The sequence below is a fragment of the Buttiauxella sp. BIGb0471 genome, assembly GCF_024807715.1.
Lineage (GTDB): Bacteria > Pseudomonadota > Gammaproteobacteria > Enterobacterales > Enterobacteriaceae > Buttiauxella > Buttiauxella agrestis.
In genome coordinates this window covers 218,592-244,449 of the sequence record NZ_JANUEU010000005.1, presented here as the reverse complement: position 1 = coordinate 244,449, position 25,858 = coordinate 218,592, and the positions used below count along the sequence as shown (strand labels likewise).

Sequence of the window (25,858 nt, the reverse complement as noted above, 5' to 3'; positions counted from 1 at the left end):
GTTTGCCGCCAACCCCCATGTAAAAGCAAATCTTTATAAGGAATTGATTTATGTCTTACAACATCGACATTACCGAAGCGAATATGCACCAGGTGCTGGAACAGTCTGTTACTACGCCTGTTCTTTTCTATTTCTGGTCTGCTCGTAGTCAGCATTGTGAACAGCTCACGCCGGTTCTGGATAAACTTGCCGCGCAGTATCAGGGCCAGTTTATTCTTGCCAAAGTGGACTGCGATGCCGAGCAAATGGTCGCTTCACAGTTTGGTTTGCGCAGCATTCCAACCGTTTATCTGTTCCAGAATGGTCAGCCGGTAGACGGTTTCCAGGGACCACAGCCAGAAGAAGCGATTCGTGCGTTGCTGGAAAAGGTTCTGCCGCGTGAAGAAGAGCTGAAAGCGCAAGAAGCGATGTTGTTGATGCAAGAAGGCAAACACGCCGAAGCGCTGCCGCTGCTGAAAGATGCGTGGCAGCTCTCAAATCAGAACAGCGAAATTGGCCTGATGCTGGCGGAAGTACAGATTGCGCTGAACCGTAGCGAAGACGCAGAAGCGGTGCTGAAAACTATTCCGTTGCAGGATCAAGACACGCGTTATCAGGGCCTGGTCGCGCAGATTGATTTGATGAAACAAGCGGCTGACACGCCGGAAATTCAGTTGTTGCAGCAGCAAGTGGATCAAGATCCTGAAAACGCACATCTTGCCAGCCAACTGGCGTTGCAACTGCATCAGGTTGGGCGTAACGAAGAAGCGCTGGAATTGTTGTATACCCATTTGAAGAAAGATTTAGGTGCGGCCGATGGGCAAGTGCGCAAAATGCTGATGGAGATTCTGGCAGCATTGGGTACCGGTGATGCGCTGGCATCTAAATACCGCCGTCAGATGTATTCGCTGCTGTATTAATTAGTCGGAAGACGCTGAAAAGACCGTTGGGTTAATTCAGACCAGGAAGTCGCTGAATGTTTCTGCGTTAGGGGGTAGACTTACATCAAATAAACAATGGAGGTTTTTTTGATGTTAATCGTCATTCCCGTACTGATCCTCGTCGCGCTGATTATCGTCGGCGCCGGGGTAAAAATCGTGCCGCAGGGCTACCAATGGACCGTAGAACGCTTTGGCCGTTATACCAAAACTCTGATGCCAGGCTTAAGCCTTGTGGTGCCGTTTATGGACCGCATTGGCCGCAAAATCAATATGATGGAGCAAGTGCTGGATATCCCTTCTCAGGAAATCATTTCCAAAGATAACGCCAACGTCGCCATTGACGCGGTGTGCTTTATTCAGGTTGTCGATGCCCCGCGTGCCGCGTATGAAGTCAGTAATCTTGAGCTGGCAATCATGAACCTCACCATGACCAACATTCGTACCGTGCTGGGTTCGATGGAGCTGGACGAAATGCTGTCGCAGCGCGACAACATTAACACCCGTCTGCTGCATATCGTGGATGAAGCGACCAATCCATGGGGCATCAAAATCACCCGTATCGAGATTCGCGATGTTCGCCCACCGGCTGAATTGATTGATGCGATGAATGCGCAGATGAAAGCCGAACGAACCAAGCGTGCTTATATTCTGGAAGCCGAAGGGATCCGTCAGGCTGAAATCGTGAAGGCCGAAGGTGATAAGCAGTCGAAGATCCTGAAAGCTGAAGGTGAACGTCAATCCGCGTTCTTGCAGGCGGAAGCCCGTGAGCGTAGTGCTGAAGCAGAAGCAGCGGCGACGAAAATGGTTTCTGAAGCTATTGCTGCTGGTGATATTCAGGCGATTAACTACTTCGTCGCACAGAAATATACCGACGCGCTGCAACAGATTGGTTCGGCCAATAACAGCAAAGTGGTGTTGATGCCGCTCGACGCCACCAGCCTGATGGGCTCAATTGCCGGTATCAGCGAACTTATCGCACAAAGCGGTACCGAGCGTAAAAAATGATAGCCCTGCTGTTTACCCACGCGCATATCTTCTGGCTCACGCTGGGCGGTTTGCTGCTGGCGGCTGAAATGCTCGGTGCCAGCGGTTATTTGCTGTGGAGCGGAGTGGCAGCGGTACTCACCGGTTTACTGGTGTGGATTGTGCCGCTCGGTTGGGAATGGCAAGGCGTGTGCTTTGCGATTCTCACACTGGTTGCGGCCTTTCTGTGGTGGCGCTGGCTCTCGACGCGTAAACAGCAAGAACCCGGCGAAGTGCTCAATCAGCGCGGCCATCAGTTGGTTGGCCGCCGTTTGCGGCTGGAAACTACGTTGGTGAATGGCCGCGGCCATATCCGCGTTGCAGATAGCTCATGGCCAGTCATGGCAGACAGTGATTTAACGGCAGGCACAGAAGTGATTGTGACCGCCGTTGAAGGTATTACGTTGAAAATACAGGCGCTTTAGGTCTGTTTCTGTTGATGGCAGCATTCCGTGCTGCCATCAACAAAAGATACTTCACATGCCAGGCACCTGTTGAACAGGTGATTCATTTTGTTAGATTTCATATTCTTCCTTATGTGATTTTCATCACAGTCATACTCTTGTCCGCAAACTATCTTTCACACTCACTACGTTATTGATTTAATTATATTTATCAAACTAATAACTCAATTTCATTAATAGGTTCTGGTAAATATATTCACTGACAGGAAAGGACTTCCCTCATGGCCACTGACGGCACCCGCTTTACCTTCACCGCGGGGCGCACTCCGGCGAATACCTTTGCGGTGGTGAATTTTAAACTCATGCAGTCCCTCTCCTCCCTGTTCAGCCTGGATGTCACCGTGTCCTGTAATGACCCGGCGATTGGCTTTAAAGCCATTCTCGACGAATACGCGTTGCTCACCATCTGGCAGGGCGAGGTGATTAAGCGCCGGGTGCGCGGCATCGTCACCTTCTGCGAGCAGGGCGACTCCGGAAAACACCAGACGCTCTACCGCATGACGGTGCGCCCGGAGTTCTGGCGCAGTTCGCAACGGCAGAACTGCCGCAGTTTTCAGAATTACGACATCCAGTATATTTTTGCCAAGCTGCTCAAAGAAATGCGTATCCGCACGCATGACGCCCTGTTCCGTCGTCCGCATCCGGCGCGCGAATTCTGCGTGCAGTTTATGGAGTCGGATTACGATTTCATCGCCCGCCTTGCCGCCGAAGAAGGCATTTTTTTCTTCGAGGATGAATATCTCGACGACCGTGACCAGAAGCTGACTTTCACCGATGACCGCAGCAACCTGCGCGGCCTCGGGGCGTTCCCCTATAACCCGAATGCCGCCTCTGAATCGTCCACGTACTGCATCAACACCTTCTGCCGCAGCGCGCAAATCCGCCCGGCAAAAGTCACTACCCAAGATTACACCTTCACCGCCCCCGGCTGGCAGGCGCAGTACCAGGAAGAAGGCGCAGACCTGTCGTATCAGCGTCCGGACTATGAAATTTTTGACTATCCGGGGCGTTTTAAGGATGAACAGCACGGGGCCGCTTTTGCGAAATATCAGATGGAAGGCTGGCGCAATAACGTCGATTTTGCCCGCGGCACCAGTAACTGCCCGCAATTGCAGCCGGGGCGCTGGTTTACGCTCACCGACCATCCGCGTGAAGATTTAAACAGCCCGTGGCAGGTGGTGTCGTGTGAGCTTTCCGGCAGCCAGCCGCAGGCGCATATCGTCAGCTCCGGCCAGGGCACCACGCTCACCAACCGCTTTTATGTTATCCCTGCCACACAAACCTGGCGCCCGGTGCCGTTACCGAAACCGCTGGTGGACGGGCCGCAAATCGGCATTGTTACCGGCCCTGCCGGGGAAGAAATCTACTGCGACGAACACGGGCGCGTGACGGTGAAATTTGCCTGGGACCGCTACAACAAAACTAATGAGGAGAGCTCGTGCTGGGTACGCGTCTCGCAGGCGTGGGCGGGCACCGGATTCGGCAACATCGCCATCCCGCGCGTCGGCCAGGAAGTGATTGTCGATTTCCTCAATGGCGACCCGGACCAGCCGATTATCACCGGGCGCACCTATCACGCCGCCAACCGCGCACCGGGCGACCTGCCGGGGACGAAAACCCGGATGGCGATACGCTCGCAGACGTATAAGGGTGTCGGGTACAACGAATTAATGCTTGAGGACCAGACCGGCCAGGAGCTGCTGTCGATGCATGCCCAGAAGGACATGAAGACGATGGTGCTGAATAACCGCGATACGAATGTGAAAGTCGACCATAGCGAAACCATCGGCAATAACCAGCAGGTCACGGTCGGGCTGGGGCAGACGGTGAAAATCGGCAAGGAGAATGCTGCCGGACACGACCAGTACATCACCGTGGCGCATGACCGTACTATCACCGTACGCAATGACCAGACGCTAAAAGTCACCCGCAACCGGACGGTAAACAGCGGCCGCGATGACAACCTGTACGTGGAGCGCGACCGCAAAGTCACGGTAAAAGGCAGCCAGCAGCACAGCACGACAAAAGACCATATCAGCCTGGTGAAGGGCCATCACAGCCTGGAAGTGAAAGGCGACCTGGCGCAGAAAGTGGCGGGTGCACTGGGTGTGGATGCGCAGGGCGATATTGTGCTGCAGAGCGGGAGCAAAATCACGCTGAAAATGGGCAGCTCATTCATTGTCATTCATCCCGGCGGTATCGACATCACCGGGCTGAAAATCAACCTTAATGGTGGGGGAAGTCCGGGAACAGCGGTTAAGACCCGGCAGGCGGCGGTGTTGAGCCGTCTGGGTGATGAGGGGGATTCAGGATCAGAGCAGTCGGAGAATGAGGACGGAAGTGGTGGCGATAACTCAGGAGAGCGGGATGAGCCAGAGTTGAATCATATGTTTGCTTCCCTCAAAGGAATGGATGGTATTCAGAGTAAGGAACTTATATTTAAAACATTTATTGAAGGGGAAATGGAATGACTTCTCAATTAACTCCAATTTTTGATAAAGCACATGATAAACCGAAACCCTATGATGGCTTACTGGGATGGTCAGCAGACTGGAAATTCGATATCGATCAAGAAAATAAACCTGTTCCACTTGACGATATATGGTCATTGTCACCAGAAGAACAGAATGTAATTGTTCGTCAAGGAGACACCCTCGGAAAAATTGCTAAAGAACATTATTGCTCAGTCGAAGAACTGGTTTCATTTAATGGGTTAAAAAATCCGTCATTAATTTATCCAGGACAAATAATCAAGATACCGACTGAACAGTATTCTTACCCGGATACAAAGGATGAACAAAGCGAGGATCAATGTACCGTATCATTCTCATTTGAAGATCTCATTGAGAAACCTATATCGGGACTTAAAGTTAAGATTGTGTCAGCACTGGGCGATGTATATGAATCCATGACTGATGGAATGGGGCAAATAAAAAATTTTGCTACAAAAGCAGAAACTGAGCTGAAGGTTTTTGTTTCCAGCGCTGCAGGGAAGATAAAAGAGGTGGCCAGTTTCACACCATTGCCAGGGAAGGTAGCAGTCATCTTATCCAGCCCCAAAGTCAGGGTAAAAGGTAAAAGCACTGCTTTAAAAGGGTCAACTGGTGATGTTGAGAATACCTCTGGAGATATTAATACAGTCAGCGTGGGGCGCGACTCTCAGGGTGGCCCCAGAACTCATATCAGCCACGTCTGTCCGAACTCTTATGACCTGACATTAAGAAAGAATGTTATTTACTGGAATCAAATAATTGCGGCATCTGAACGGAGCGGTATTATTCCACAATGCATAGCAGCGGTGATCAGTGCTGAAGCGGCAAAGTATGCCGGTGGTATCTGGAAACCGACATCAGTTTGTAAATCCGGAACCGATCCAAAGACAAATATAACCAGTTATAAAAGTTCTGCTGCCGGTATGACTCAGTTTTTAAATGGGTCATGGATGTCGGAAACTTTCAGAGAGGGAACGTATTTATATGAAAAAGCAACTCAGCAGGGACTTCTTGCAGATAAACCTGCACTAGACAAAAATGGGAAAGAAGTAAAAAATAAAAATGGTGAAGTTAAATATGAGAAGAAATTTGAGGTATCTCCAGATGAATGGAGAAACTTAAAGGAACTAAGAAAACAACACCTTATAACTGGTGTAACGCCGTATCCGCGCAAAGCTACGCATGCTGTTCAAAAATGGTTGGATCTCAGATTTAAGCCAGAGTATGCGATTATGGCAGCGGTAGATTACGGAGTGGAAAATTTAGCCTCGCTTAAAAATGCAGGTTATAACATTGACGGACTCAATGATGCAGAAAAAGCAAAATTAATCTATCTGGCCCATCACCTGGGATTAGGCGATGCTAAACTATTTATTAAAAATGACATTTCAGAAGATGAAGCAGGTCACTTATTGAAAGCTCAGGTTGGGGTAAAGTCTGCTGTAGAAAAATTTATTACGCATGGTAGCTACATCCAAGCGCACAGAACATGGCTTACGGAATATATAAACAATAACATTAACCTTGAAAAATATTTCTGCTCAGAGTTAACAAACCCACCAATGCTTAAAGATGCTTCACTTTTAGAAGTGTTAAAATCAATATAAATTGAGAATAACCATGAACAAATATTCATTAATCATAGCCATGTCTTTTTTGTATCCGATGACAAGTTTGGCTGAATGCAATCCCATTGCAACACTTTGTAAGAACACCACTCTTGGCCTTCTCAATCAAGTAGAAATGGTTAACTCAGGCGATGAATCCTCACACCTATTACTTAATGGTAAAGAAATATACAAGGCAAAAACGAGTTACATGGTTGTAAGTAATGATGAAGGTATCTTTAAAAACAAGAAATACTTAATAACCAAAGCCACAATTTCATATGTGTCAGAGGATCCTTGTTTCCCAGAAAAACCAGCATCACGTTGTGGCATTAATATGGTGCTTGATCTAACAAGTGGAAAACCAGTAATTTCCAATGCTTTTTTCTCCGAGAATGGGGAGTCACAGATTACCTGGGTCTCTTGGGGAAAAGCTAATTCGATTATTGTTATTGATGATGAATTACGATTTAAATATGCCAACGGTCATGTTGAGCGTATTACTAAAGATAAAAATTCCAGTACTGGTAGTGACGGTGGTAAATAGAACCTGTACCAGGTTGATTTCAGCTAAAATATGGGCAACCATCACTTATAGATAATTGCCCAACACCGGATACGAAGATCTACTGTTTATGACAGCAGCCCGCAAGATTATTAATAATCGGGCAATCCGCGCTGTCGTCGCCAGGGCATGAATCCGCCAGCGCCATCAACTGTTGGCGCATTCCCTGTAGCTCCGAAATCACCTTTTCGATGTCCGCGACTTTCTGCAAAGTACGCGCTTTTACGTCGGCACTATGACGCGCCGGATCGTTGAACAAATTCACCAGCTCGCGACATTCTTCCAGATTAAAGCCCACCTGGCGGGCCTGGCGCAGTAACGTCAGCTCATCCAGATGCTTTTGCGTATAGCTCCGGTATCCGTTGTCAGAACGCAGCGGCGCTGTGACCAGCCCTTTCTCTTCGTAAAAACGAATCGCTTTACTGGTTAAGCCGGTTTTTTTCGCAACATCACTGATGTTCATGTTTCCTCCTGAATTTCCGTCGACAGAAGTATAACCCCTGCCCCCGGTTGGGCGCAGGGGGTTTTATCAGAAGCGAATTTTTATACCGACCGATGCGGAAATATCAGAGTCCACTTGAGTATCACCGCCGTTATCCCAGGTTTTACCCACTTCAGTATAAGTCTGCACTTCCGTGGTCACGGCCCACGTCGCTCCCACTGCGGCTTCGGTGGTCTGGAAGCGCTGATTGGCATCAATTTTCGTGGCACCCGCGCTGTTTGCCGTATTGCGATACGTCACGGTATCTTGTCCGTCCGACAACTCCTGCCAGTAGTTGACGCGAATATACGGTTTCACTTTGCCATAATCGGTGTCGTAATCCGCCGCCAGACGCACGCCGAGACGGCCGATCACCGCACCGTCAGCATCAACCGACACTTTGGTTCTTGCTGGGTCTTTTAGCGTCACGTCATCAAAATCGCTGTATTGATAGATGAGCTGCGCCTGCGGTTCAATCAGCCAGTTACTGTTCCAAAGCTGCCACGGTTTGCCGACCTCGACTGACGCCACAAACGAGTTGCCGTCAGGGTTGTAAGTCTCCCGGTCGTTCATATTTTTCAGGTCAACAGAGTGATAACCATACTGCAAGACGTTATCGACATAGAAACCGTTGGTGTCCGTCCAGGTACCGTAACCCCCCAAATAAGAGGAGAAGGTCGAGTTGTACGCCGCACCGCCGCTCATCCCGGTAATGCCATTGATGGAGCTGTCGATATCCATAAAGGTGGTGTACAAACCGGCACGCCATTTATCGTCCTGATAAAGATCCAGCCCCATTTGCATACCGTTGTAGTTAGTGCTGCTCTGGGATTGGGTCGGATCGTCATGCTTCTGATCGACCGATTTCACGATGTAACGCGCCCAGAATCGGCCGTCCTGATCTTCAGGGACTCCTGCCTGCCATGGTTGCTCGTCGCCAACTCGCTGGTGGAGTGTGCCAAGTACGGCCAAATCAGCCTGGCGGATAATCGCCCCGAGCGTGTCGAATCCAGGAACATCCGGGCGATAACCGGCGCGTAAGAACCAGTCTTCACCTGCGCCTTGTTGGTTTCCGGCAAACAGTTGGTATTCCCAGGCTCCGGCGGTGAGCACATCGCCGCCGATATTAAAGGCATCTTTGGTGGTTTGTGCCGTCGTCGTCGCACCATTCACCGCTTCGACCACCAGGATACCGTCGCCAGTTGTCGGTTCGCCGAGCTGGCTGACGTCAATATCCAGCAGCGTGCTGCCTGTAGCCGTACCGCCGTTGATCACCAGATGGTCGGCAACACCAGGGCTGTGTTGCTGGGCGGCAATTTTCAACGTCCCGTTCAGCCCAACGTAATCGCCGTTGACGGTCAATGTTGAACCGACATCACCGCCTCGCAGATTTACCGTACCCTGGTTCACCAGATTCGCCACGGTCTGGTTGTGGCCGCCGGTATCGAGCGTCGCCCCGCTGCTGACAATATGTGTTGATTGACGGCTGAAGCTATTGCGGCTCGCTGCCGCCAGGGTGCCTTTCTCCACAAGTGTAATGCCGCTCCAGGTATTTCTGCCATTGAGGAAAGTGGTGCCGCTGCCTTGCTGCAAGACTTGCCCGCTGCCAGAAATATTGCCGTTCAGGGTTACGTTATCAGAGCGGTTAATCGCCAAAGTCGCGTCATCGACGATATCACCGCCGACGCTGCCCCCGGTTCCGCCGTTGCCCAATTGCAATGTGCCATTGCGGATAGTCGTTTGCCCGTCAAATGTACTGTCTTGCGTCAGCGTCAGTTTGCCGTCGCCCAGTTTGGTTAAGGTGCCGCTGCCGGTGACTGCACTGAGCAGCGAAACTGAATTACCGTTGGTATCAACCGCCCCTCCACCGTTTGAAAGCGTGACCACCCGCGCGGTATCGAACGCCGCGCCGTAGCGTAATGTCCCGCCGCTCAGGCCAATTCCCGTTCCCGCGGCACCCAGATTATTGTCGGCAGAAACTTGCAGTACCCCGCCGCTGACTTGTGTTCCGCCCTGGTATTGGTTGTTGCCGCCCAGGATTAACGTACCGAGATCGGCTTTATTGATACCGCCTTCGCCATCAATAACGGAGTTAATGGTCGCGGTGTAACGCGCACCCAGAAGCGTACCGTCGCCAACGCGAATCACCGTGTCGGCGGTATGCGTGGTGATGTTATCGCCACCAATCACATAGCCGTTGGTGGTAAATTGCGCCCCGCTGATGGCCACTTCACCAAGGCTGGTGTCAACCGTGACATTCCCCGCCTCGCCGCCAAACACGGCAAACGATCCGTTGCTGTATGGCGTATTAAAGCGACCATCTGGCGTGGTGACATCGGTGGTCCAGTTGTCGTTGCCGGTGTTGTTTTGCCAGATGCCATCGCCGCCGTTAATCACGCCGTTGTTTTTAAGCGATCCTCCCGTGCCACCCGCCCCGTCCCAGAAGCGCATGACCGCTCCCGTACGGTTCACCAGGTTAACCTGGCCATCAATGGACGTTTGCACGTAGAGATCGTCTGCCGCTGCAGGCGCTGTGCCAATATCCAGGATGTTGTCGGTCAGCGCGCCGGTGTAGTTGAAGACGCGATAAACGCCGACATCAAAGGATCCGCCCGGTGTCTGGGTAATATTCAGTTTGCCGTTAAGGTTAAGATCGCCATTGATATTAATCAGATCGTTAAGTGAGCCGCCGACGGTAAACGGCCTGCCGAACTGGAAGTCGACCTGCGAATCCTGGTTGAGTGTTAATGCGCCCATCTCCAGTACACCAACACTTGCAAGATCCTGGCCCGCCGCCAGATGGCCGCCATTATCAACTTCTACGCGGCCACCCAGCACGCCCGCACCGCCGAGAGTTGCGCCACTGTTGACGGTGGTTTTTCCGGTTGCTGCGGCTTGATTACCGTTTATCAGCAGCACGCCCTGTTGCGCTGTGGCGGTGCCAGTCCAGGTATTGTCGGCGGTGAGATTTAGCGTGCCGCTGCCGGTTTTCACCAGATTTCCGCTGCCGCTGATAATGCCACTGATGGTGTCGTTACGACTTAACGCCCCTTCGACCAGTGTTGCCGCGCCAAGAACCACGTTACCCGCGCCCGATAACGAACCGACCGAGGTGCTTGCCAGCGCCGCGCTGATGTCCACCAGCCCGCCAGCAAGGTTGGAGATCACCGCCCCTGCGCCCTGGGCGCTGTCAGCAAACGTGACTTGTCCGCTATTGGTGACCGTCGCGGAACCTGCATCTGCGTTTTCGTTCAGCGCCAGGCGCGAAGTGGCGTCGACCGTGACGTTGGAATTGTTACCCTGGCTGTTGCCGTTAAATTCCGCGTTACCGCTGTTGGTCAGATTAATGGTGCTTTGCCCAGCTCCGGCTGCGTTGTTAAACGCCAGCGTGGAGTTGTTGACGGCAAAGGAGTGCGTCTGTCCGGAGGCAGAGTTGTTGAGATTTAAGCGTGCCAGGTTTGAAAGAGAAACCTGGCTGTCAGCCTTGCCAAATACGCCAGTTGCGTTGGCATTAACCGTCAACAGCCCGTTACCGGCATTGCCCACAATATTGGTGTCACCGAGATAAATATTCTGCCGATTCAGCTCAAGGAAACTGCTATTGCCGCTGGCAGAAGTATCATAAATGTTCAGTTGCCCATCGCCGCCAATCAGGCCTGATGGGGTGAAGGTGTTGCCGTAGAGATCGAATGCACCGCCGGTTGCACCATCGAGGAAGATATTGCGATCGGTGGTAAAACTTGCTCCAGCCTGCAACGCAGAGCCGTTTCGCAGCGTCAGTGAAGTTCCGGCATCGCCAAGACTTTGGTCTTTGGAAACCTGCAGCGTGCCGCCCCAGACTTCCACGCCGCCGCTGAAATCGTTGTTGCCGTTGAGGATCAGGCGGCCCGGATCGGTTTTCAGCAAACGCACTACGTTGCTGTCTAATTCATCCTGCACCAGATCAGCGTTAATGGTCGTAGTGACTGGCGTGCTATCCGCTCCCACACGAATCACAAAGAACGAATCTGCGTCAGTTTCACCTTCAGTCTGGAAGCGGTTAGTCGGTACGGGAACCGGGATATCAAATGAACTGGTGACGGTGCTGATGTAGTGCAATTGTGAGGCTGGGTTGAGCTGTTGCAGAACATAGCCATCGGTCAGGAATTGCATACCCGAAGTGATGACACGCCCATTGATATCGCTAATAGTGACAAGTCCTTCCTGCCCTGCGAATACCGCAAAGGCCGTTTGCGCCCACGGCGCATTACCTACGCCATCTTCTTCGGTCCAGTTGTTAGTTTGCCCCAACAGATTATTACGCCAGGTCCCATTTCCCCCTTCAATGTTCCCATCGCCACTTGAGCCATCGCCATGGTTCGCAGGGTCATCACCATCCCAGAACTGCAATTCAGAGGCTGCATTCGGGAAGTTTAAGACGAGGTTGACCTGGCCCGGCAAGGCGGTCTGGATGTAATAGTTTGCCCGATCGGTGGTAGGTAACGTCCCCAACTCCATGGTGTTATCGGTTAAGCCACCGGTCTGGTAGTTAAACAAGCGATAAACACCCGGAATGAATGCACCTCCCGCTGCCAGTGTGACGTTGACGACACCATCCAGAACCAGGCTGCCGCCGACATTCACCAGGTCATTGAGCGAACCGCCGGGCACGTAAGGCTGGCCAAGTTCAAACTGGCTGTTCGTCGTGTTTGATAATGTGAGATTTTTATTGATGGTTAAGGTGCCGACGCCGCCATCCCCCGGAGTCAGCCGGGTAAGCGCATCAAAGACGACATCGCCGCCGATAGTTCCCGTCCCGCCTAATGCCGCGTTGGTATGAACGGTTGTCAGGCCAGTTGCCTGGCTTTGATTGCCCTTAACCAACAACGTGCCCTGGTTTACTTCAGTAGCTCCCGTCCAGGCATTGGCTCCACCAAGACGCGTCGTGCCTGCTCCATCCTGATGGAACGCACCACTACCCGAAATCACACCGTTAAGAAGAATATCGTCAGAACGATCAATAGTCAGAATACCGTCGTCGGTGATGTTAGTCGTTTGGGACAAACTCCCCACCGTTCCGCCGTCACCGAGCGCCAATTCTGCCCCTGCGCCGATCCAGGTATTTCCGGTGTAAGTGTTCTCGCCAAGCAGCGTGGTTTTACCCGCGCCGATGCGTTCCATTCCGCCGCTGCCGCTGATAATTCCGCTGTAAATCTGGTCACCAGCACCATCAAAAGAGAGCAGGCTTGTCGCGCCGGAAGTAGAAACATTGTAATTATGAAGGGTAGCGTCACCGGGTGTCGACGCACTGTCGCCCGAGCGCAGCGTTGCGCCGTTGTTGATGTTGATTGCCTGAGCGCCCGAGAGCGTCAGGTCGTCAACAATACGCGCATCGGTGGCATCGCCATCCAGGGTCAAGGTGCTCCAGCCGGTGCCAATATTGGTGCCTTTTACCAGGTCGTCCGCGGTAAAACTTCCCAATAACGCAGGGGCGGTTCCCTGATGCGTACCGTTGAGCGTCAACGTATTATTGGTGCCGCCTTCGCTGAGAATGTGCGTGACGTTTGCCAGCGACACATCGCCAAGCGTGGCGCTGTCGTTACCATCCCCACCGGTAAAGGTGACGCCGCCGGTGTACGCACCCGCCGTCCAGCTAAACTGGTCGTTACCGCTGCCTAACACAATTTCGCCACGGGTATTCGCACCCGCACCGCTCAATGCCACTACGTCGTTGCCATCCCCGGTCAAAATCGCCTGCGCCGTGGCATCAGCTGCCAACAAAGACCCGCTGTTATTCACGGTGGTATTGCCGCTGCCTGACGCATCAATGACAGGGGCGCCCGCCCCCAGACTGGTAATATTACCGGTGTTCGTGATGGTACGGCTGGCGCCCGCCACACCATCGGTTGCGACAATTGCCGACCCTGCGCCCGCCGCCATATTGATGGTCGCGCCAGACGTCACGTTATCTGATGTTCTTGCCAGAATCCCGACGCTGCCCGCGCCATCACCGTTAATGGTGTAGCCGTTATCAATGGTGAGATTCCCGGTCGTTGGGTCGCCGTTCGCATTCATAAAGGCAAAGCCCTGGCCATTTCCGGAAACGTTCAGCGTGTTACCGGCACCCGCCGCGCTAAACGTGACCGCCGTGCGGATCGCCGGGCCATTCGAGGCGTTAATCGTTACGCCGTTAAGGTTGATGTTCGAGGTGTCAGCGTTGTTATTAATCCCGGCACCGCTGCCCGAAATGTCGATAACCGTGTTGGTCGCGGTAAATGATGACGCGCCGGAGTCCATTCTCACGCCATCAGCACCACCGGAGGCGGTGATATGATTGCCCGTTCCGTTGACCGTCAGATTCGCACCCGTACCAATTAACTGTACTGCCGCCAACCCGCCAGTTGCATTCACGGTGCCAAGACGATTCACCACCGCATTCGCCCCACCGACGCGCAGCCCTACGTTGCCGCTTCCGGTCGCGCCGCTCACGCTAATCGTGTTGTTATTGGTCAACACGCCATTATTCTGGATATTGACGCCAATATTATTGGTACCCAAAACGCTGACCGGCGCATTCACAATCGCCGAGCCATTATCGTGCAGAAGGATCCCGGTACTGTTCGTTCCGTTTAACGCAATCCCCGTACCATTGAGAGTTAATTGCCCGAGGTGCGAAACGTTGTAACCGGTAATACCGCTTTGCGAAGAAAGCGTTGTCGTCGCCGCATTCGATGTAACGAGCGTAATTAATTCTTCGGGGTCGATGGTACTGTCGATATTGTAATTACGCCCATCAAGCACAACGGCTGTGGTGTTATTCCCACCTAATACAATGCCGCCATCACTAATTGTCCCTTGCGCGCCACCGGTGACTTTTACCCCGATGGCACCATTACCGTTGACGTTAATTTTCGCCGTACCGGTATCGAGTGTCGTTTTAGTCCCGCTGTTTTCATCCAGACCGTTGGCGAATATCCCGGTCGCATTTTCGCCGGAGACGGTCAGTTGATAACCCGCCGCCGACCCGCTGCCCGCAAACGTCGCGCCATGGTCTACCGCGAATAATATCGAATCTTTCTGGCCGTTATCATTGATAGCCGCGCTGCCGATATTAATTTTCGCTTCATTGCCCCAGGCGTAGTAGCCCATCTGTTGGGTGTTTTCAAAGGTGAGCGTTGAGTCAGCATTAATATCAATTTGCGCATCTCCGCGCGCGTGAACCCCGATTGCCCCGGCCGATAACAAACGAATGGTGGAGTTCAGGTTAACCTGGGCATGTTGTGTATTCAGCCCTTCGGCGTAAACCGCATAATTGCGATAAGTATACGGTTGCCCGTCGCTACCCCCGGTATCCCCGGCGGTCCCTACAGTAATAGTGCTGCCATCCGTCGAACTGACTGTCGCCCCTGCTTTTTGCGCCAGCACGTTAATGGCGATGTTGTTATCACCATCAACGTTAATATCGCCGTTGTGCGTCACGGTGCCGGTGTTATCGGCAACATTCAGGCCATAGTTTGCCGCCGCCGAACCGTTAGTCAGTTTCCCTAAAACATTAATTGTGCCGTTGTTGGTTATCGCCCCGGTCGCACCCTGCACGGAAATCCCGGCAGCGTTACGGATATTTTCTTCCAGCGTGATAGTGCCGGTGTTATTTACCGCCCCGGAACTTTGCGTGTGAATTCCCGCAGAAAGATCGCCGCCCGTCATCGGAACTGGCGTTGGCGCGGTGGCATCGAAAACAGGCGTCACGCCGAGGTAGATATTCCCCGCGTTCGTCAATGTCGCGCCATCTTGCAGGAAGATACCGTACCCGCCCGCTCTCCCGCCTGCATTCTTGCTGTTACCCACCAGCGCAATGGTGGCGTCGGCGGTGTTGGTGACAGCCGTCGTACCCGATGCGCTGATCCCGCGCGCATTGTTGGTGGTGGTGTCTGTTATCGCGACATTAATATGACCATTGTTGGTTAATGTACTGGTACCGCTGCCCTGCATCCCCACGCTGCCCGCGTTAGAGACATTTTGATTGTTGCCGTTTTTTTCAATAAACAACCCGGCGTTCAATGTGCCGTTGTTGATCGCGCGGGCATTAGTGGTCAACATGCCGACTGACGTTGGGCTGCTGCCGCTGCTACGCCATGCGTTTATCGCACCGTCGTTGGTGATGAGCGCGTTAGTATCGGCGCGCATGACCGCCGAGGCACCATCCACGGCGAGGCTGCCATCAGCCGTGACCAGCCCTGAAGCATTGCCGCCGGTGGCATAAATTACGTTTAAATCCCCGGTGCCAAGCGTTGCGTTATTGGTGTGCCCGCTTTTGTCATCCCAAACGTGATAGGTCAGATTAATGCTGGTGTTTTCCTCTTGCGCCAGCATTCCGGTAATAATCGCGTCGTAGGTATTTTGCGCTTCAACCGTTGAGTCAATGACTTCGCCGTTGACCGAAGCCCCCGCCGTCAGCCAGTACTGGATTTGCGGCTTGCCGGCATAATCCCCGTCGCCTACCAGGAAATCGTTAACCTCTGCGATATCAGCCGATGAGTTAATGGTGAATGTTTTATTTCCCAGCAAAACTACTCGCGGCCCAATTTGCTCGTAGTGGGGCAGCGTGATAGTGAAATCGTATTTTGCACTTTGCGCACCAAGCTGTTGTGTATCGCTCTGAAGCACAATCGCGGGACGGAAAACAATATAGTTATCCGAAAGCCACTGCGTGCTGCTGGCAACACCCGCGCTACCATCTGCTTTCGCCAGCACGGAGTTTTTGGTCAGTAAATTAATGGTATTGGCAGCGGCTGAAATAGGCGTGGTGGTATCGCTCGAACCGACATTGATATTGGCCTGCCCACCCGTTGACGCTACTGAGGCAATACCAAAATTATTAAAGATACGAATAGAATTATGATCATAAACGGGTAAAACCATTGCGCTTACGGCGGTGTCATCGGCGGAAATAAAAGTCGATGAATCATAAACACTGACCACCTGGTAGCTGCCGTCCAGGCCCGGAACTTCAACATTCAGCTCCAGGCTTTCTTGTGGAACAGCCGGAGATGGGGAATAGGTGTACTGGCTAATATTGGCTTCAGTTATCGTGGTGGCGGCACCTGTCGAATCTGTTGCCTCAATAACGGTGATGCGGTCAGGGTCAGTCCCTGTGCCGCCCGGAAGCGCATTGAGCACGGTGACGCCCGTGCTCGCACCGTTAGAACCGGCGGCAATAAACGGTATTGGGCCATTGATATTCAGGACGGTGCCTGGAATATAGTGGTTTGGCTGACCTTGATTATCAATCGTGAAGGCAAATCCGGTATCACGAACGGTATCGTAATTAATCCCCTGATTTTCCGGGAATAAATAAGTGGGATACGCGGTTATCCATGTCACATCGTCCGCAATGGCGTAGCTTGTATAACTCCCGGTTAGCACGAGCGCTGCTGCTAATAACTTTTTCCCACCCCGCCCCGTTTTGCTCCCTTTTTTCCCACCCCGGGATATTTCTGCAACAGCAATATAGCTGTTGGCAACATGGCTCCAGACTAATCGATATATATTATTCATAAGCAATCTCTGCATGGCCACAAAAGTAATAACGCGCTGAAACATAAAGACAACGACAAACACGTGTCGAAATACTTTAAGTAACAGTAGTACATGGCGGTGCAATGAAAAGCTGGCAGGAGAAAAAGTATTACTTAACTAATACTGCCTCACATAATGCTTTGAAAATATGATGCAAATAGATGCCCGAAAGCGGGTAACGGTTATTTATCAAGGCATGACACGGGAAATAACGAGAAATATTAAACTGCATCCCTTGACCTTCCCCTCAGGGGAAGGTTTACGCTTACCTTACTTTCAAAAAAGGAGTCTGAAAATGTCTCATGTTATCGATCTAAACCTTGATGGTTTGACCTGTGGCCACTGCGTCAAACGCGTTAAAGAAAGCCTGGAGCAGCGCCCTGACGTTGAGCAGGCTGATGTCACACAAACTCACGCCAGCGTAACCGGAACGGCATCCGTTGATGAGCTTATCAACACCGTGAAACAAGCCGGGTACGAAGCGACAGCGGCCAGCCACCCAAAGTCTGATCCGCTGACAGAGTCATCAATTCCGTCGGAAGCACTGACAGCGGCTAATCTCTCGCTTCCGGCAGCCACCGAAGATAACGACGATAGCCAACAGTTGTTGATCAACGGGATGAGCTGTGCAAGTTGCGTGACCCGGGTACAAAGTGCGTTGCAAAACGTCCCTGGTGTCAGTCTTGCGCGGGTAAACCTTGCCGAGCGCAGCGCCCTGATTATGGGCACTGCCTCCGCTGAATCTTTAGTTAAAGCGGTAGAAAGTGTTGGCTATGGTGCGGAAGCCATCGAAGACGATGCGAAACGCCGCGAACGCCAGCAAGAAACCGCCAACGCCGCCGTGAAGCGCTTCCGCTGGCAGGCAATTCTGGCGCTGGCCGTCGGCATCCCGGTCATGATTTGGGGAATGTTTGGCGACAATATGATGGTCACCGATGACAACCGTTCAATATGGTTGGCAATCGGCCTGGTCACTTTAGGCGTGATGGTCTTCGCCGGTGGGCACTTCTACCGCAGCGCATGGCGCAGCTTGCTCAATAAAACCGCCACCATGGACACGCTGGTAGCGCTGGGAACCGGCGCGGCATGGATTTATTCCATTACCGTGAATATCTGGCCGCAGCACTTCCCGATGGAAGCTCGCCACCTTTATTACGAAGCCAGCGCCATGATTATCGGCCTGATAAACCTCGGGCATATGCTGGAGCAACGCGCACGCCAACGCTCATCTAAAGCGCTGGAACGCCTGCTGGATTTAACCCCGCCGACGGCGCGTGTCGTCACCGAAGAAGGTGAAAAGACGCTGCCACTGGCAGAAGTGACCGCAGGCATGATTTTGCGTTTAACCACTGGTGATCGCGTGCCGGTTGATGGAGAAATCACCCAGGGCGAGGCGTGGTTTGATGAAGCGATGCTGACCGGCGAACCGGTGCCGCAGCAAAAATCGAACGACGAACCGATTCATGCAGGCACGGTGGTGCAAGACGGCAGCGTATTGTTCCGCGCCACCGCCACCGGCAACCATACAACGCTTTCACGCATCATTCGTATGGTGCGCCAGGCGCAAAGCAGCAAGCCGGAAATCGGCCAACTGGCGGATAAAATCTCAGCGGTATTTGTTCCGGTTGTGGTGCTGATTGCGCTGTTTAGCGCCGCTATCTGGTACTTCTTCGGCCCGGCACCACAAATCGTGTATACGCTGGTGATTGCCACGACGGTGCTGATTATTGCCTGTCCTTGTGCGCTCGGCCTGGCAACGCCGATGTCGATTATTTCTGGTGTGGGTCGTGCCGCGGAGTTTGGCGTGTTGGTGCGTGATGCCGATGCCCTGCAACGCGCCAGCACGCTCGATACCATTGTGTTTGATAAAACCGGCACGCTGACCGAAGGCAAGCCGCAGGTTGTCGCGATTAGCACTGACAACGGCTGGTCAGAGAGTGATGCATTAAGACTGGCAGGCGCACTGGAGCAAGGCTCAAGCCACCCGCTGGCACGTGCGATTCTCGATAAAACCGTAGGCGTGGAATTGCCGCAGGTGAATGCGTTCCGCACTTTGCGTGGGCTGGGTGTTAGCGGTGAAACCGAAGGGCGTCAGTTATTACTCGGTAACAAAGCGCTGTTGGTTGAACAAAACGTCGATACCACAGCTTTGGACGCAGAGATTGAAGCCCAGGCAAGCCGTGGCGCCACACCGGTTCTGTTGGCAGTCGACGGCAAACTCGCGGCACTGTTTGCGATTCGTGACCCGCTTCGTGCCGATAGCGTCAGCGCGCTGCAACGCTTACATCGTAACGGTTATCGCCTGGTGATGTTGACCGGCGATAACCCAACCACCGCTAACGCCATCGCTAAAGAAGCAGGCATTGACGAAGTGATCGCAGGCGTATTGCCGGATGGCAAAGCCGAAGCGATTAAAAAACTGCAACAACAGGGCCGCCAGGTCGCGATGGTCGGTGACGGGATAAACGATGCGCCTGCGCTTGCACAAGCCGAAGTGGGGATTGCTATGGGCGGCGGCAGCGATGTGGCTATCGAAACCGCTGCAATCACGCTGATGCGCCACAGCCTGGTGGGTGTCGCCGATGCGCTGGCGATTTCCAAAGCCACGCTGCGCAACATGAAGCAGAACCTGGTGGGCGCGTTTATCTACAACACGCTGGGGATCCCAATTGCCGCCGGGATTTTGTATCCGCTGACCGGAACGTTGCTCAACCCGGTAGTGGCAGGCGCGGCGATGGCACTGTCGTCGATTACGGTAGTCAGCAACGCCAACCGCCTGCTGCGCTTTAAGCCGAAGGACTGAATGTCGGATGGCGCTACGCCTATCCGAGCGACGAAAACGCAATGACCTTCCCCACGGTGTAAAAACCGTGGGGAAATTTGCACCCGACTCATCGCAGCGGTAGCATGACTTTTTAGCCAGGGAATCTGCAAATGGGTCTGCTATCGCGAATTACCGCATTGTTTTCAAGCCTTTCAACTCCCCACTATCCCTGGCCTGCTCTGGATATTGTTCTGCCCGGAGATCGTCACCTGCATCTGGTTGGCAGTATTCACATGGGCACGCGCGATATGTCGCCGCTGTCCGAAAAGCTCATCGACAAGCTCAGGGACGCGGATGCGCTGATTGTCGAAGCAGATATCACCCAAAGTGGTTCTCCTTTCCCGCAACAATCCAACGAGCTTCCTCTTGAACAGCGCTTGTCTGCCGAAAACTGGGCGCAAGTCGTGTCGTTAATTCAGGAACTGGATATCCCACTGAGCCAGATTGAAACTCAGCCCGCCTGGCAAATTGCGCTGGTGCTGCAAGCTCATCAGGCACAGCGTCTGGGGTTACGAGCGAATTACGGGATAGATTTTCAGATGCTGGAAGCGGCAAAAACCATGGCGATCCCAGTTATCGAGCTTGAGGGCGCTGAACATCAGATTGATATTCTCACCCGTTTACCCAATGGCGGAATGCCGCTGCTAACCGATACGTTGACCCACTGGCACACCAATGCCCGGCTGCTGCAAATGATGATTAGCTGGTGGCTGGAAACTCCGCCGCAGCGTGGGAATGTGGCACTGCCCAATACGTTTGGCGATGAGCTATACGATGTTCTTATGCATCGGCGTAATCTTGAGTGGCAACATTTTTTGCAGCAGTTACCTGCCGGACGCTACGTCGTCGCCGTCGGTGCGCTACATCTTTATGGGAAGGGAAATCTGCCTGAGCTCTTGAAAACCAGATAAAAAAACGGCCAATATCGCTATCGGCCCGTCAAAGAGGAATTTCTATATTGTTGTAATTATGCTGGTCGAATAAACGACCAGATGAATAATTGTCGCTCAATGTGACCATTAACGCTATCACTATTGAGTGAGATTATAGTAATTAAAACATATATCACGCAGCTTAATAATTCGTGCGCTTTTCAGACAAAAGCACTAAGAAGGTGACATGACACCCGCAGTAAAACTTCTCGAAAAAAACCGTGTTCCATTTCAGTTACATGCTTACGATCATGACCCGAGCGAAACCAATTTTGGCGATGAGGTGGTGCGTAAACTCAGCCTCAATGCAGAGCAAGTGTACAAAACGCTGCTCGTGGCTATTAACGGTGATATGAAGCATCTGGCGGTCGCTGTAACCCCGGTTTCCGGGCAGCTCGACTTAAAAAAAGTTGCTAAAGCGTTGGGCGCAAAAAAAGTAGATATGGCTGACCCCATGGTCGCACAGCGAATTACCGGCTATCTGGTTGGCGGCATCAGCCCGCTGGGGCAGAAAAAACTGCTGCCTACGGTTATTGACGCCGCAGCTCAGGAGTTTTCGTCTATCTATGTTTCAGGCGGCAAACGTGGGCTGGATATCGAACTGGCCGCGGCCGATCTGGCAAAACTGCTGAAGGCTACTTTTGCCGAAATAGCCCGCCGCGATTAACGGTTTATACCCAAAATAATTCGAGTTGCAGGAAGGCGGCGACGCAGTGAATCCCCGGGAGCTTACTTAAGTAAGTGACTGGGGTGAGCGAGGAAAGCCAACGCACATGCAACTTGAAGTATGACGGGTATATTCCTCCTAAAAGAGCAATTTCAGTCAGGACTCTATTTTCTGTTGCTGGCAAAGTGAATGCCTTGAGGGAGGAATAATGAAAAAATCCAGACACCAGCTTTACGCCCGACGTTTTGAGCAAGTATTTGCCTATATTGAACAGCATCTTGATAGCCCGTTAACCGTCGAGCAACTAAGCGAAGTGGCCTGTTTTTCGCGTTTTCATTTCCATCGGCAATTCAGTCAATTCTGTGGCATCAGTATTAGCCGTTACATCACATTAATGCGGCTGAAACGGGCCTCTTTCCGGTTGGTGAGCCATCCGCAGGAAAAAGTGATTAATATTGCCCTGGATGCCGGATTTGAAAATCCTGAATCATTTTCCCGTGCCTTCAAAAATACCTTCGGCCTGACCCCCGGCGAGTTTCGCAAAGATCCCGTGTGGGTTGACTGGCAAATACATTTTCAATTTCCCGGACGGGAAAATCAGCAGAGGTTAGAAAATATGGACGTGAAAATTATTACTGTCGAACCGATGGATGTCGCGGTGCTGGAACATCTTGGCGACCCGATGCGCGTCAATAATACGGTCGCAAGTTTTATCGAATGGCGCAAAGAATCAGGGCTTTCGGACTACATCACGCAAGGAACGTACGGTGTGCCTTACAGCGATCCTGCCACCACGCCAGGTGAGGAGTTTCGTTTTGATGTGTGTGGCGAGCTAATCCCGGAGGCGAACGGCCTGGTGCCTGAAAATCCGCAGGGCGTTATCAGCAAAAAGCTGCCCGGCGGGCGTTGCGCGGTGGTTCGGCATGTTGGCGCTTATGAGCGAATCAGCGATAGCGTTTACTATCTTTATCGCCAGTGGTTGCCCAATAGCGGTGAGGAGTTACGTGATTTTCCGGTCTATTTCCGCTACCTGGAGCTGGATAAAAACCACCCGGAACATGCGCAGCAGACCGATATTTTATTGCCGTTGAAATAGCGCCCTCACCCCGGCCCTCTCCCCCAGGAGAGGGAGTAAAGAAGTGATCCCTTCTCCTGGGAGAGAGGGTGAGGGGAAAAATTACTTCCAGCTCACCTCGCCTTTCGGCTCGAAAGCATTAACATCGAGCGGAGAACTCTTCTCGATGTACTGTTTCAGCACTTCTGCATCCACAAAGCCGGTGTTTACGTAACCTGGTTTTTTATCAATAGCCGGATAACCATCACCGCCGGAGGCGTTAAAGTTTAGCGTCGCCATACGGTAGGTTTTTGCCGGGTCGATCGGTTCACCTTTGATTTTCAAATCTTGCAGACCCGTAGCAGTTGCCACAAAGCTGACATTTGCGAACTGAGGATAGGCGCCAGAATCAGGTTTTTTCTGCGCAACCGCACTCAAATAATCCGTCGCTTCTTTACCGGTCATATCGGTATAAACTACAGTGTTACCAAACGGTTGAACCTTGAGCACATCTTTATAAGTGATGTCGCCCGCTTCAATCGAATCGCGAATACCACCGCCGCTCATTACCGCGAAATCAGCACCGGTACGGTCCATTTGTGCCGCCAGCAGCAGACGCGCCAGGTTCGTTTGCACGAAACGCACTTTGCTGCGATCCCCTTCCAGGTGGCCGTTTACGCTACCCACTTTTACGTTCAGTTGCGCCTGACCTTTGTTCTGGAATGGCGTCAGCAAGGAGAGCATTTGCTGGTTTTCCGGGATTTGTGGCGTGTAGAGCACGCGCTCACTTTCCCCGTTATCGTAGGTGATTTTCTTTTTCAGGTTGATAGGGATCAGCTGGTAATGCACCAGTTTCATCTCGCCGTTACGGAATTCAAAATCCGCGCGGCCCACGTATTTGCCCCACTCATGCGCCTGGACAATCCAGATGCCGTTTTGCTGGTCTGGTGCACATGGCGTACCCGGCACGTAATCAACCTGCTTTTTGTTTTCCGCTGCCATACAGACCGGGTTTTGCGAATGCCCGCCGACAATCATCGTCAGCGCACCCGCAGGCAGGCTACGAGCCATCTCGACATCGCCTGGCGCGTTTGAACCATGATCGCCATTATCGTAGTGACCCATGTGCGTTGCGGCGATCAGCACGTCCGGTTTTTCAGTGGTTTGCAGTTCCTGAATCACCAGTTTTGCTTCGTCAGCCGGTTTACGGAATTCGATATCGGTGAAGTTTTCCGGGTTACCAATTTTTGCCGTGTCGTCGGTGGTTAAACCGATAACCGCGATTTTAATGCCCTGCGGCTTGAAAATAGCCCACGGTTTAAACAGACGCTCGCCGGTGCTTTTCTGGTAAATGTTGGCCGAAAGCAGCGGGAATTTTGCCCATTTTTCCTGCTGGCGTAATACCGTCAGCGGCTTGTCGAACTCGTGGTTGCCAATAGCCATCGCATCGTAACCAATCAGGTTCATGCCACGGAAATCAGGTTCTGCATCTTGCAAATCGGACTCAGGAACGCCGGTATTAATATCACCGCCGGACAGCAACAGCACGCTGCCGCCCTGTTCCGCCACCTCTTTACGAATGCTATCCACCAGAGTTTTTTGTGCTGCCAGGCCATATTCAGCGTGTTCATTACGCCAGAAATGACCGTGGTGATCGTTGGTGTGCAAAATGGTGATGTTATAAGTTTTATCTTTTTCCCAGGCCAGTGCAGATGCGCTGGTTAAGCTGACTGCCATTAGCAGCGCGGTGGTCACCCCTTTCACTACGAACTTCATCGCAAATCTCCATATTTAATAAATGCTTTCGCACCAATAGCAGAACCCTACTAGCATAGACAAATAACTTTTCACTCTTGTGACTTTCTTCGTCCCTTTCCTGCAGGTATGTTAGCTGGGTAATGATTTCCTACGGTTCCATCAGTGAACTGGGTTAAAAAACAATCAATTCAATAATTACAGGTATTTATGGCAATCTCGGAACAAACTCTCGCGTCAACGGAGCCGCAAAAGGCTCGCACCGCGTTTGGCATTCTGGGGGCAATTAGCCTCTCCCATTTGCTCAACGATATGATTCAGTCGCTGATTCTGGCGCTCTACCCGCTGCTACAAAGCGAGTTTTCGCTAAGCTTTGTGCAAATTGGGATGATCACGCTCACCTTCCAGGTGACCTCATCGCTACTCCAGCCGGTGGTAGGATACTACACCGACAAATACCCGATGCCGTGGTCGTTGCCGATTGGTATGTGCTTCACACTTTGCGGCCTGGTTATCCTCGCCATGGCGGGCAGTTTCCCGATGGTGCTGCTGGCGGCGGGTCTTGTTGGCACAGGCTCATCAGTATTCCACCCGGAATCTTCACGCGTGGCTCGTATGGCATCCGGTGGCCGCCATGGTCTTGCGCAGTCACTCTTCCAGGTGGGCGGCAACTTTGGTAGCTCGTTAGGGCCATTGCTGGCTGCGCTGATTATCGCGCCATACGGTAAAGGCAACGTCGGCTGGTTCGTGCTCGCGGCCCTGCTGGCGATAATCGTGTTGTTGCAAATCAGCCGTTGGTACGCCGCGCAGCATCGTATGACGAAGGGCAAAACTGCCGCTCCGGTGGCGAACCCGCTACCACGCAAGAAAGTGATTCAGGCGGTGTCTGTTTTGCTGGTGCTGATTTTCTCTAAGTATTTTTACATGGCGAGTATCAGCAGTTATTACACCTTCTACCTGATGCACAAATTTGGTTTGTCGGTGCAAAATGCCCAATTTCATCTGTTTGCCTTCCTGTTTGCGGTAGCGGCGGGGACGGTCATTGGCGGGCCGGTTGGGGATAAGATTGGCCGTAAATACGTGATTTGGGGTTCGATTCTTGGCGTCGCGCCATTCACCCTGTTCTTGCCGTATGTCTCCCTGGAATGGACGGGGATTCTGACGGTGATCATCGGCTTTATTCTTGCCTCTGCATTTTCGGCCATTCTGGTTTATGCGCAAGAGCTGATGCCTGGACGAATCGGCATGGTTTCCGGGCTATTCTTCGGCTTTGCGTTTGGTATGGGTGGCCTGGGGGCCGCGGTGCTGGGTCTGGTTGCCGACCATACAAGTATCGAATTAGTCTATAAAATATGTGCTTTCCTGCCACTTCTTGGCATATTGACCATATTCCTGCCTGACTATCGCCATAAGTCATAGTTATAAGGGCCAGAGAAACTCTCTGGCCCTGCACCACTTCCATATTCCGCCAGACCTTTCCTAAATTAAGCGTATAAAACACCCCTCAGACGCCCAT

General features: G+C 52.3%; 14 protein-coding genes. 11 read left to right on the top strand and 3 right to left on the bottom strand.

Features of this window, described 5'->3' with window-relative positions; genetic code table 11:
* Positions 1-50 precede the first annotated feature (50 nt).
* The 6 genes from M2371_RS16980 to M2371_RS16955 all read left to right on the top strand — a co-directional run bounded on the left by M2371_RS16980 (position 51) and on the right by M2371_RS16955 (position 7,053).
* Positions 51-899, top strand: coding sequence for a co-chaperone YbbN (locus tag M2371_RS16980; RefSeq protein ID WP_115630419.1), 849 nt, complete (start codon positions 51-53; stop codon positions 897-899).
* Positions 900-1,010: 111 nt separating this feature from the next.
* Positions 1,011-1,925, top strand: a complete 915-nt coding sequence (locus M2371_RS16975) for an SPFH domain-containing protein (protein WP_034493771.1) — start codon at positions 1,011-1,013, stop codon at positions 1,923-1,925.
* Positions 1,922-2,368: an NfeD family protein gene (locus tag M2371_RS16970; RefSeq protein ID WP_259268246.1), complete on the top strand. Its 447-nt coding sequence runs from the start codon at positions 1,922-1,924 to the stop codon at positions 2,366-2,368. The genes M2371_RS16975 and M2371_RS16970 overlap by 4 nt, the downstream gene beginning before the upstream one ends.
* A 260-nt stretch (positions 2,369-2,628) precedes the next feature.
* Complete coding sequence (gene tssI / locus M2371_RS16965) at positions 2,629-4,878, top strand: type VI secretion system tip protein TssI/VgrG (RefSeq protein ID WP_259268245.1); 2,250 nt, start codon at positions 2,629-2,631, stop codon at positions 4,876-4,878.
* The gene (locus tag M2371_RS16960; protein WP_259268244.1) at positions 4,875-6,506 is read left to right on the top strand and encodes a LysM domain-containing protein; all 1,632 of its coding nucleotides are present in this window, start codon (positions 4,875-4,877) and stop codon (positions 6,504-6,506) included. The genes tssI and M2371_RS16960 overlap by 4 nt, the downstream gene beginning before the upstream one ends.
* A gap of 13 nt (positions 6,507-6,519) precedes the next feature.
* Positions 6,520-7,053, top strand: coding sequence for a hypothetical protein (locus tag M2371_RS16955; protein ID WP_259268243.1), 534 nt, complete (start codon positions 6,520-6,522; stop codon positions 7,051-7,053).
* 79 nt (positions 7,054-7,132) lie between these two features.
* Here M2371_RS16955 and cueR read toward each other — a convergent pair whose 3' ends face one another.
* Positions 7,133-7,534, bottom strand: a complete 402-nt coding sequence (gene cueR / locus M2371_RS16950; RefSeq protein ID WP_034493769.1) for a Cu(I)-responsive transcriptional regulator — start codon at positions 7,532-7,534, stop codon at positions 7,133-7,135.
* Between the two features lie 66 nt (positions 7,535-7,600).
* Positions 7,601-17,089, bottom strand: a complete 9,489-nt coding sequence (locus tag M2371_RS16945; protein WP_259268242.1) for an autotransporter outer membrane beta-barrel domain-containing protein — start codon at positions 17,087-17,089, stop codon at positions 7,601-7,603.
* A 316-nt stretch (positions 17,090-17,405) separates the two neighbouring features.
* On the opposite strand from M2371_RS16945, the gene copA reads away from it, so the two are divergent.
* The 4 genes from copA to M2371_RS16925 all read left to right on the top strand — a co-directional run bounded on the left by copA (position 17,406) and on the right by M2371_RS16925 (position 22,629).
* Positions 17,406-19,913 (top strand): copper-exporting P-type ATPase CopA, encoded by a 2,508-nt coding sequence (gene copA / locus M2371_RS16940; RefSeq protein WP_172895355.1) that lies wholly within the window; start codon positions 17,406-17,408, stop codon positions 19,911-19,913.
* Positions 19,914-20,044: 131 nt separating this feature from the next.
* The gene (locus M2371_RS16935; RefSeq protein WP_034493766.1) at positions 20,045-20,845 is read left to right on the top strand and encodes a TraB/GumN family protein; all 801 of its coding nucleotides are present in this window, start codon (positions 20,045-20,047) and stop codon (positions 20,843-20,845) included.
* Positions 20,846-21,053: 208 nt separating this feature from the next.
* Complete coding sequence (gene ybaK, locus M2371_RS16930; RefSeq protein WP_034493765.1) at positions 21,054-21,533, top strand: Cys-tRNA(Pro)/Cys-tRNA(Cys) deacylase YbaK; 480 nt, start codon at positions 21,054-21,056, stop codon at positions 21,531-21,533.
* A 208-nt stretch (positions 21,534-21,741) separates the two neighbouring features.
* Entirely contained in the window at positions 21,742-22,629 is an 888-nt protein-coding gene (locus M2371_RS16925) for a GyrI-like domain-containing protein (protein ID WP_259268241.1), read from the top strand.
* Positions 22,630-22,710: 81 nt separating this feature from the next.
* Here the strand turns inward: M2371_RS16925 and ushA are convergent, their stop codons facing one another.
* Positions 22,711-24,363: a bifunctional UDP-sugar hydrolase/5'-nucleotidase UshA gene (ushA, locus tag M2371_RS16920; protein ID WP_259268240.1), complete on the bottom strand. Its 1,653-nt coding sequence runs from the start codon at positions 24,361-24,363 to the stop codon at positions 22,711-22,713.
* Between the two features lie 189 nt (positions 24,364-24,552).
* Here ushA and M2371_RS16915 point away from each other — a divergent pair, with 189 nt between their 5' ends.
* Positions 24,553-25,761, top strand: coding sequence for an MFS transporter (locus tag M2371_RS16915; protein ID WP_034493762.1), 1,209 nt, complete (start codon positions 24,553-24,555; stop codon positions 25,759-25,761).
* Positions 25,762-25,858 lie beyond the last annotated feature (97 nt).

Bases quoted from the DNA above. Each gene is read 5' to 3' on its own strand.
- copA (WP_172895355.1), top strand. From the start codon at position 17,406: ATGTCTCATGTTATCGATCTAAACCTTGATGGTTTGACCTGTGGCCAC.
- ushA (WP_259268240.1), bottom strand. From the start codon at position 24,363: ATGAAGTTCGTAGTGAAAGGGGTGACCACCGCGCTGCTAATGGCAGTC.
- M2371_RS16945 (WP_259268242.1), bottom strand. From the start codon at position 17,089: ATGAATAATATATATCGATTAGTCTGGAGCCATGTTGCCAACAGCTAT.
- tssI (WP_259268245.1), top strand. From the start codon at position 2,629: ATGGCCACTGACGGCACCCGCTTTACCTTCACCGCGGGGCGCACTCCG.
- M2371_RS16955 (WP_259268243.1), top strand. From the start codon at position 6,520: ATGAACAAATATTCATTAATCATAGCCATGTCTTTTTTGTATCCGATG.
- M2371_RS16915 (WP_034493762.1), top strand. From the start codon at position 24,553: ATGGCAATCTCGGAACAAACTCTCGCGTCAACGGAGCCGCAAAAGGCT.
- cueR (WP_034493769.1), bottom strand. From the start codon at position 7,534: ATGAACATCAGTGATGTTGCGAAAAAAACCGGCTTAACCAGTAAAGCG.
- M2371_RS16980 (WP_115630419.1), top strand. From the start codon at position 51: ATGTCTTACAACATCGACATTACCGAAGCGAATATGCACCAGGTGCTG.
- M2371_RS16925 (WP_259268241.1), top strand. From the start codon at position 21,742: ATGAAAAAATCCAGACACCAGCTTTACGCCCGACGTTTTGAGCAAGTA.
- ybaK (WP_034493765.1), top strand. From the start codon at position 21,054: ATGACACCCGCAGTAAAACTTCTCGAAAAAAACCGTGTTCCATTTCAG.
- M2371_RS16975 (WP_034493771.1), top strand. From the start codon at position 1,011: ATGTTAATCGTCATTCCCGTACTGATCCTCGTCGCGCTGATTATCGTC.
- M2371_RS16970 (WP_259268246.1), top strand. From the start codon at position 1,922: ATGATAGCCCTGCTGTTTACCCACGCGCATATCTTCTGGCTCACGCTG.
- M2371_RS16960 (WP_259268244.1), top strand. From the start codon at position 4,875: ATGACTTCTCAATTAACTCCAATTTTTGATAAAGCACATGATAAACCG.
- M2371_RS16935 (WP_034493766.1), top strand. From the start codon at position 20,045: ATGGGTCTGCTATCGCGAATTACCGCATTGTTTTCAAGCCTTTCAACT.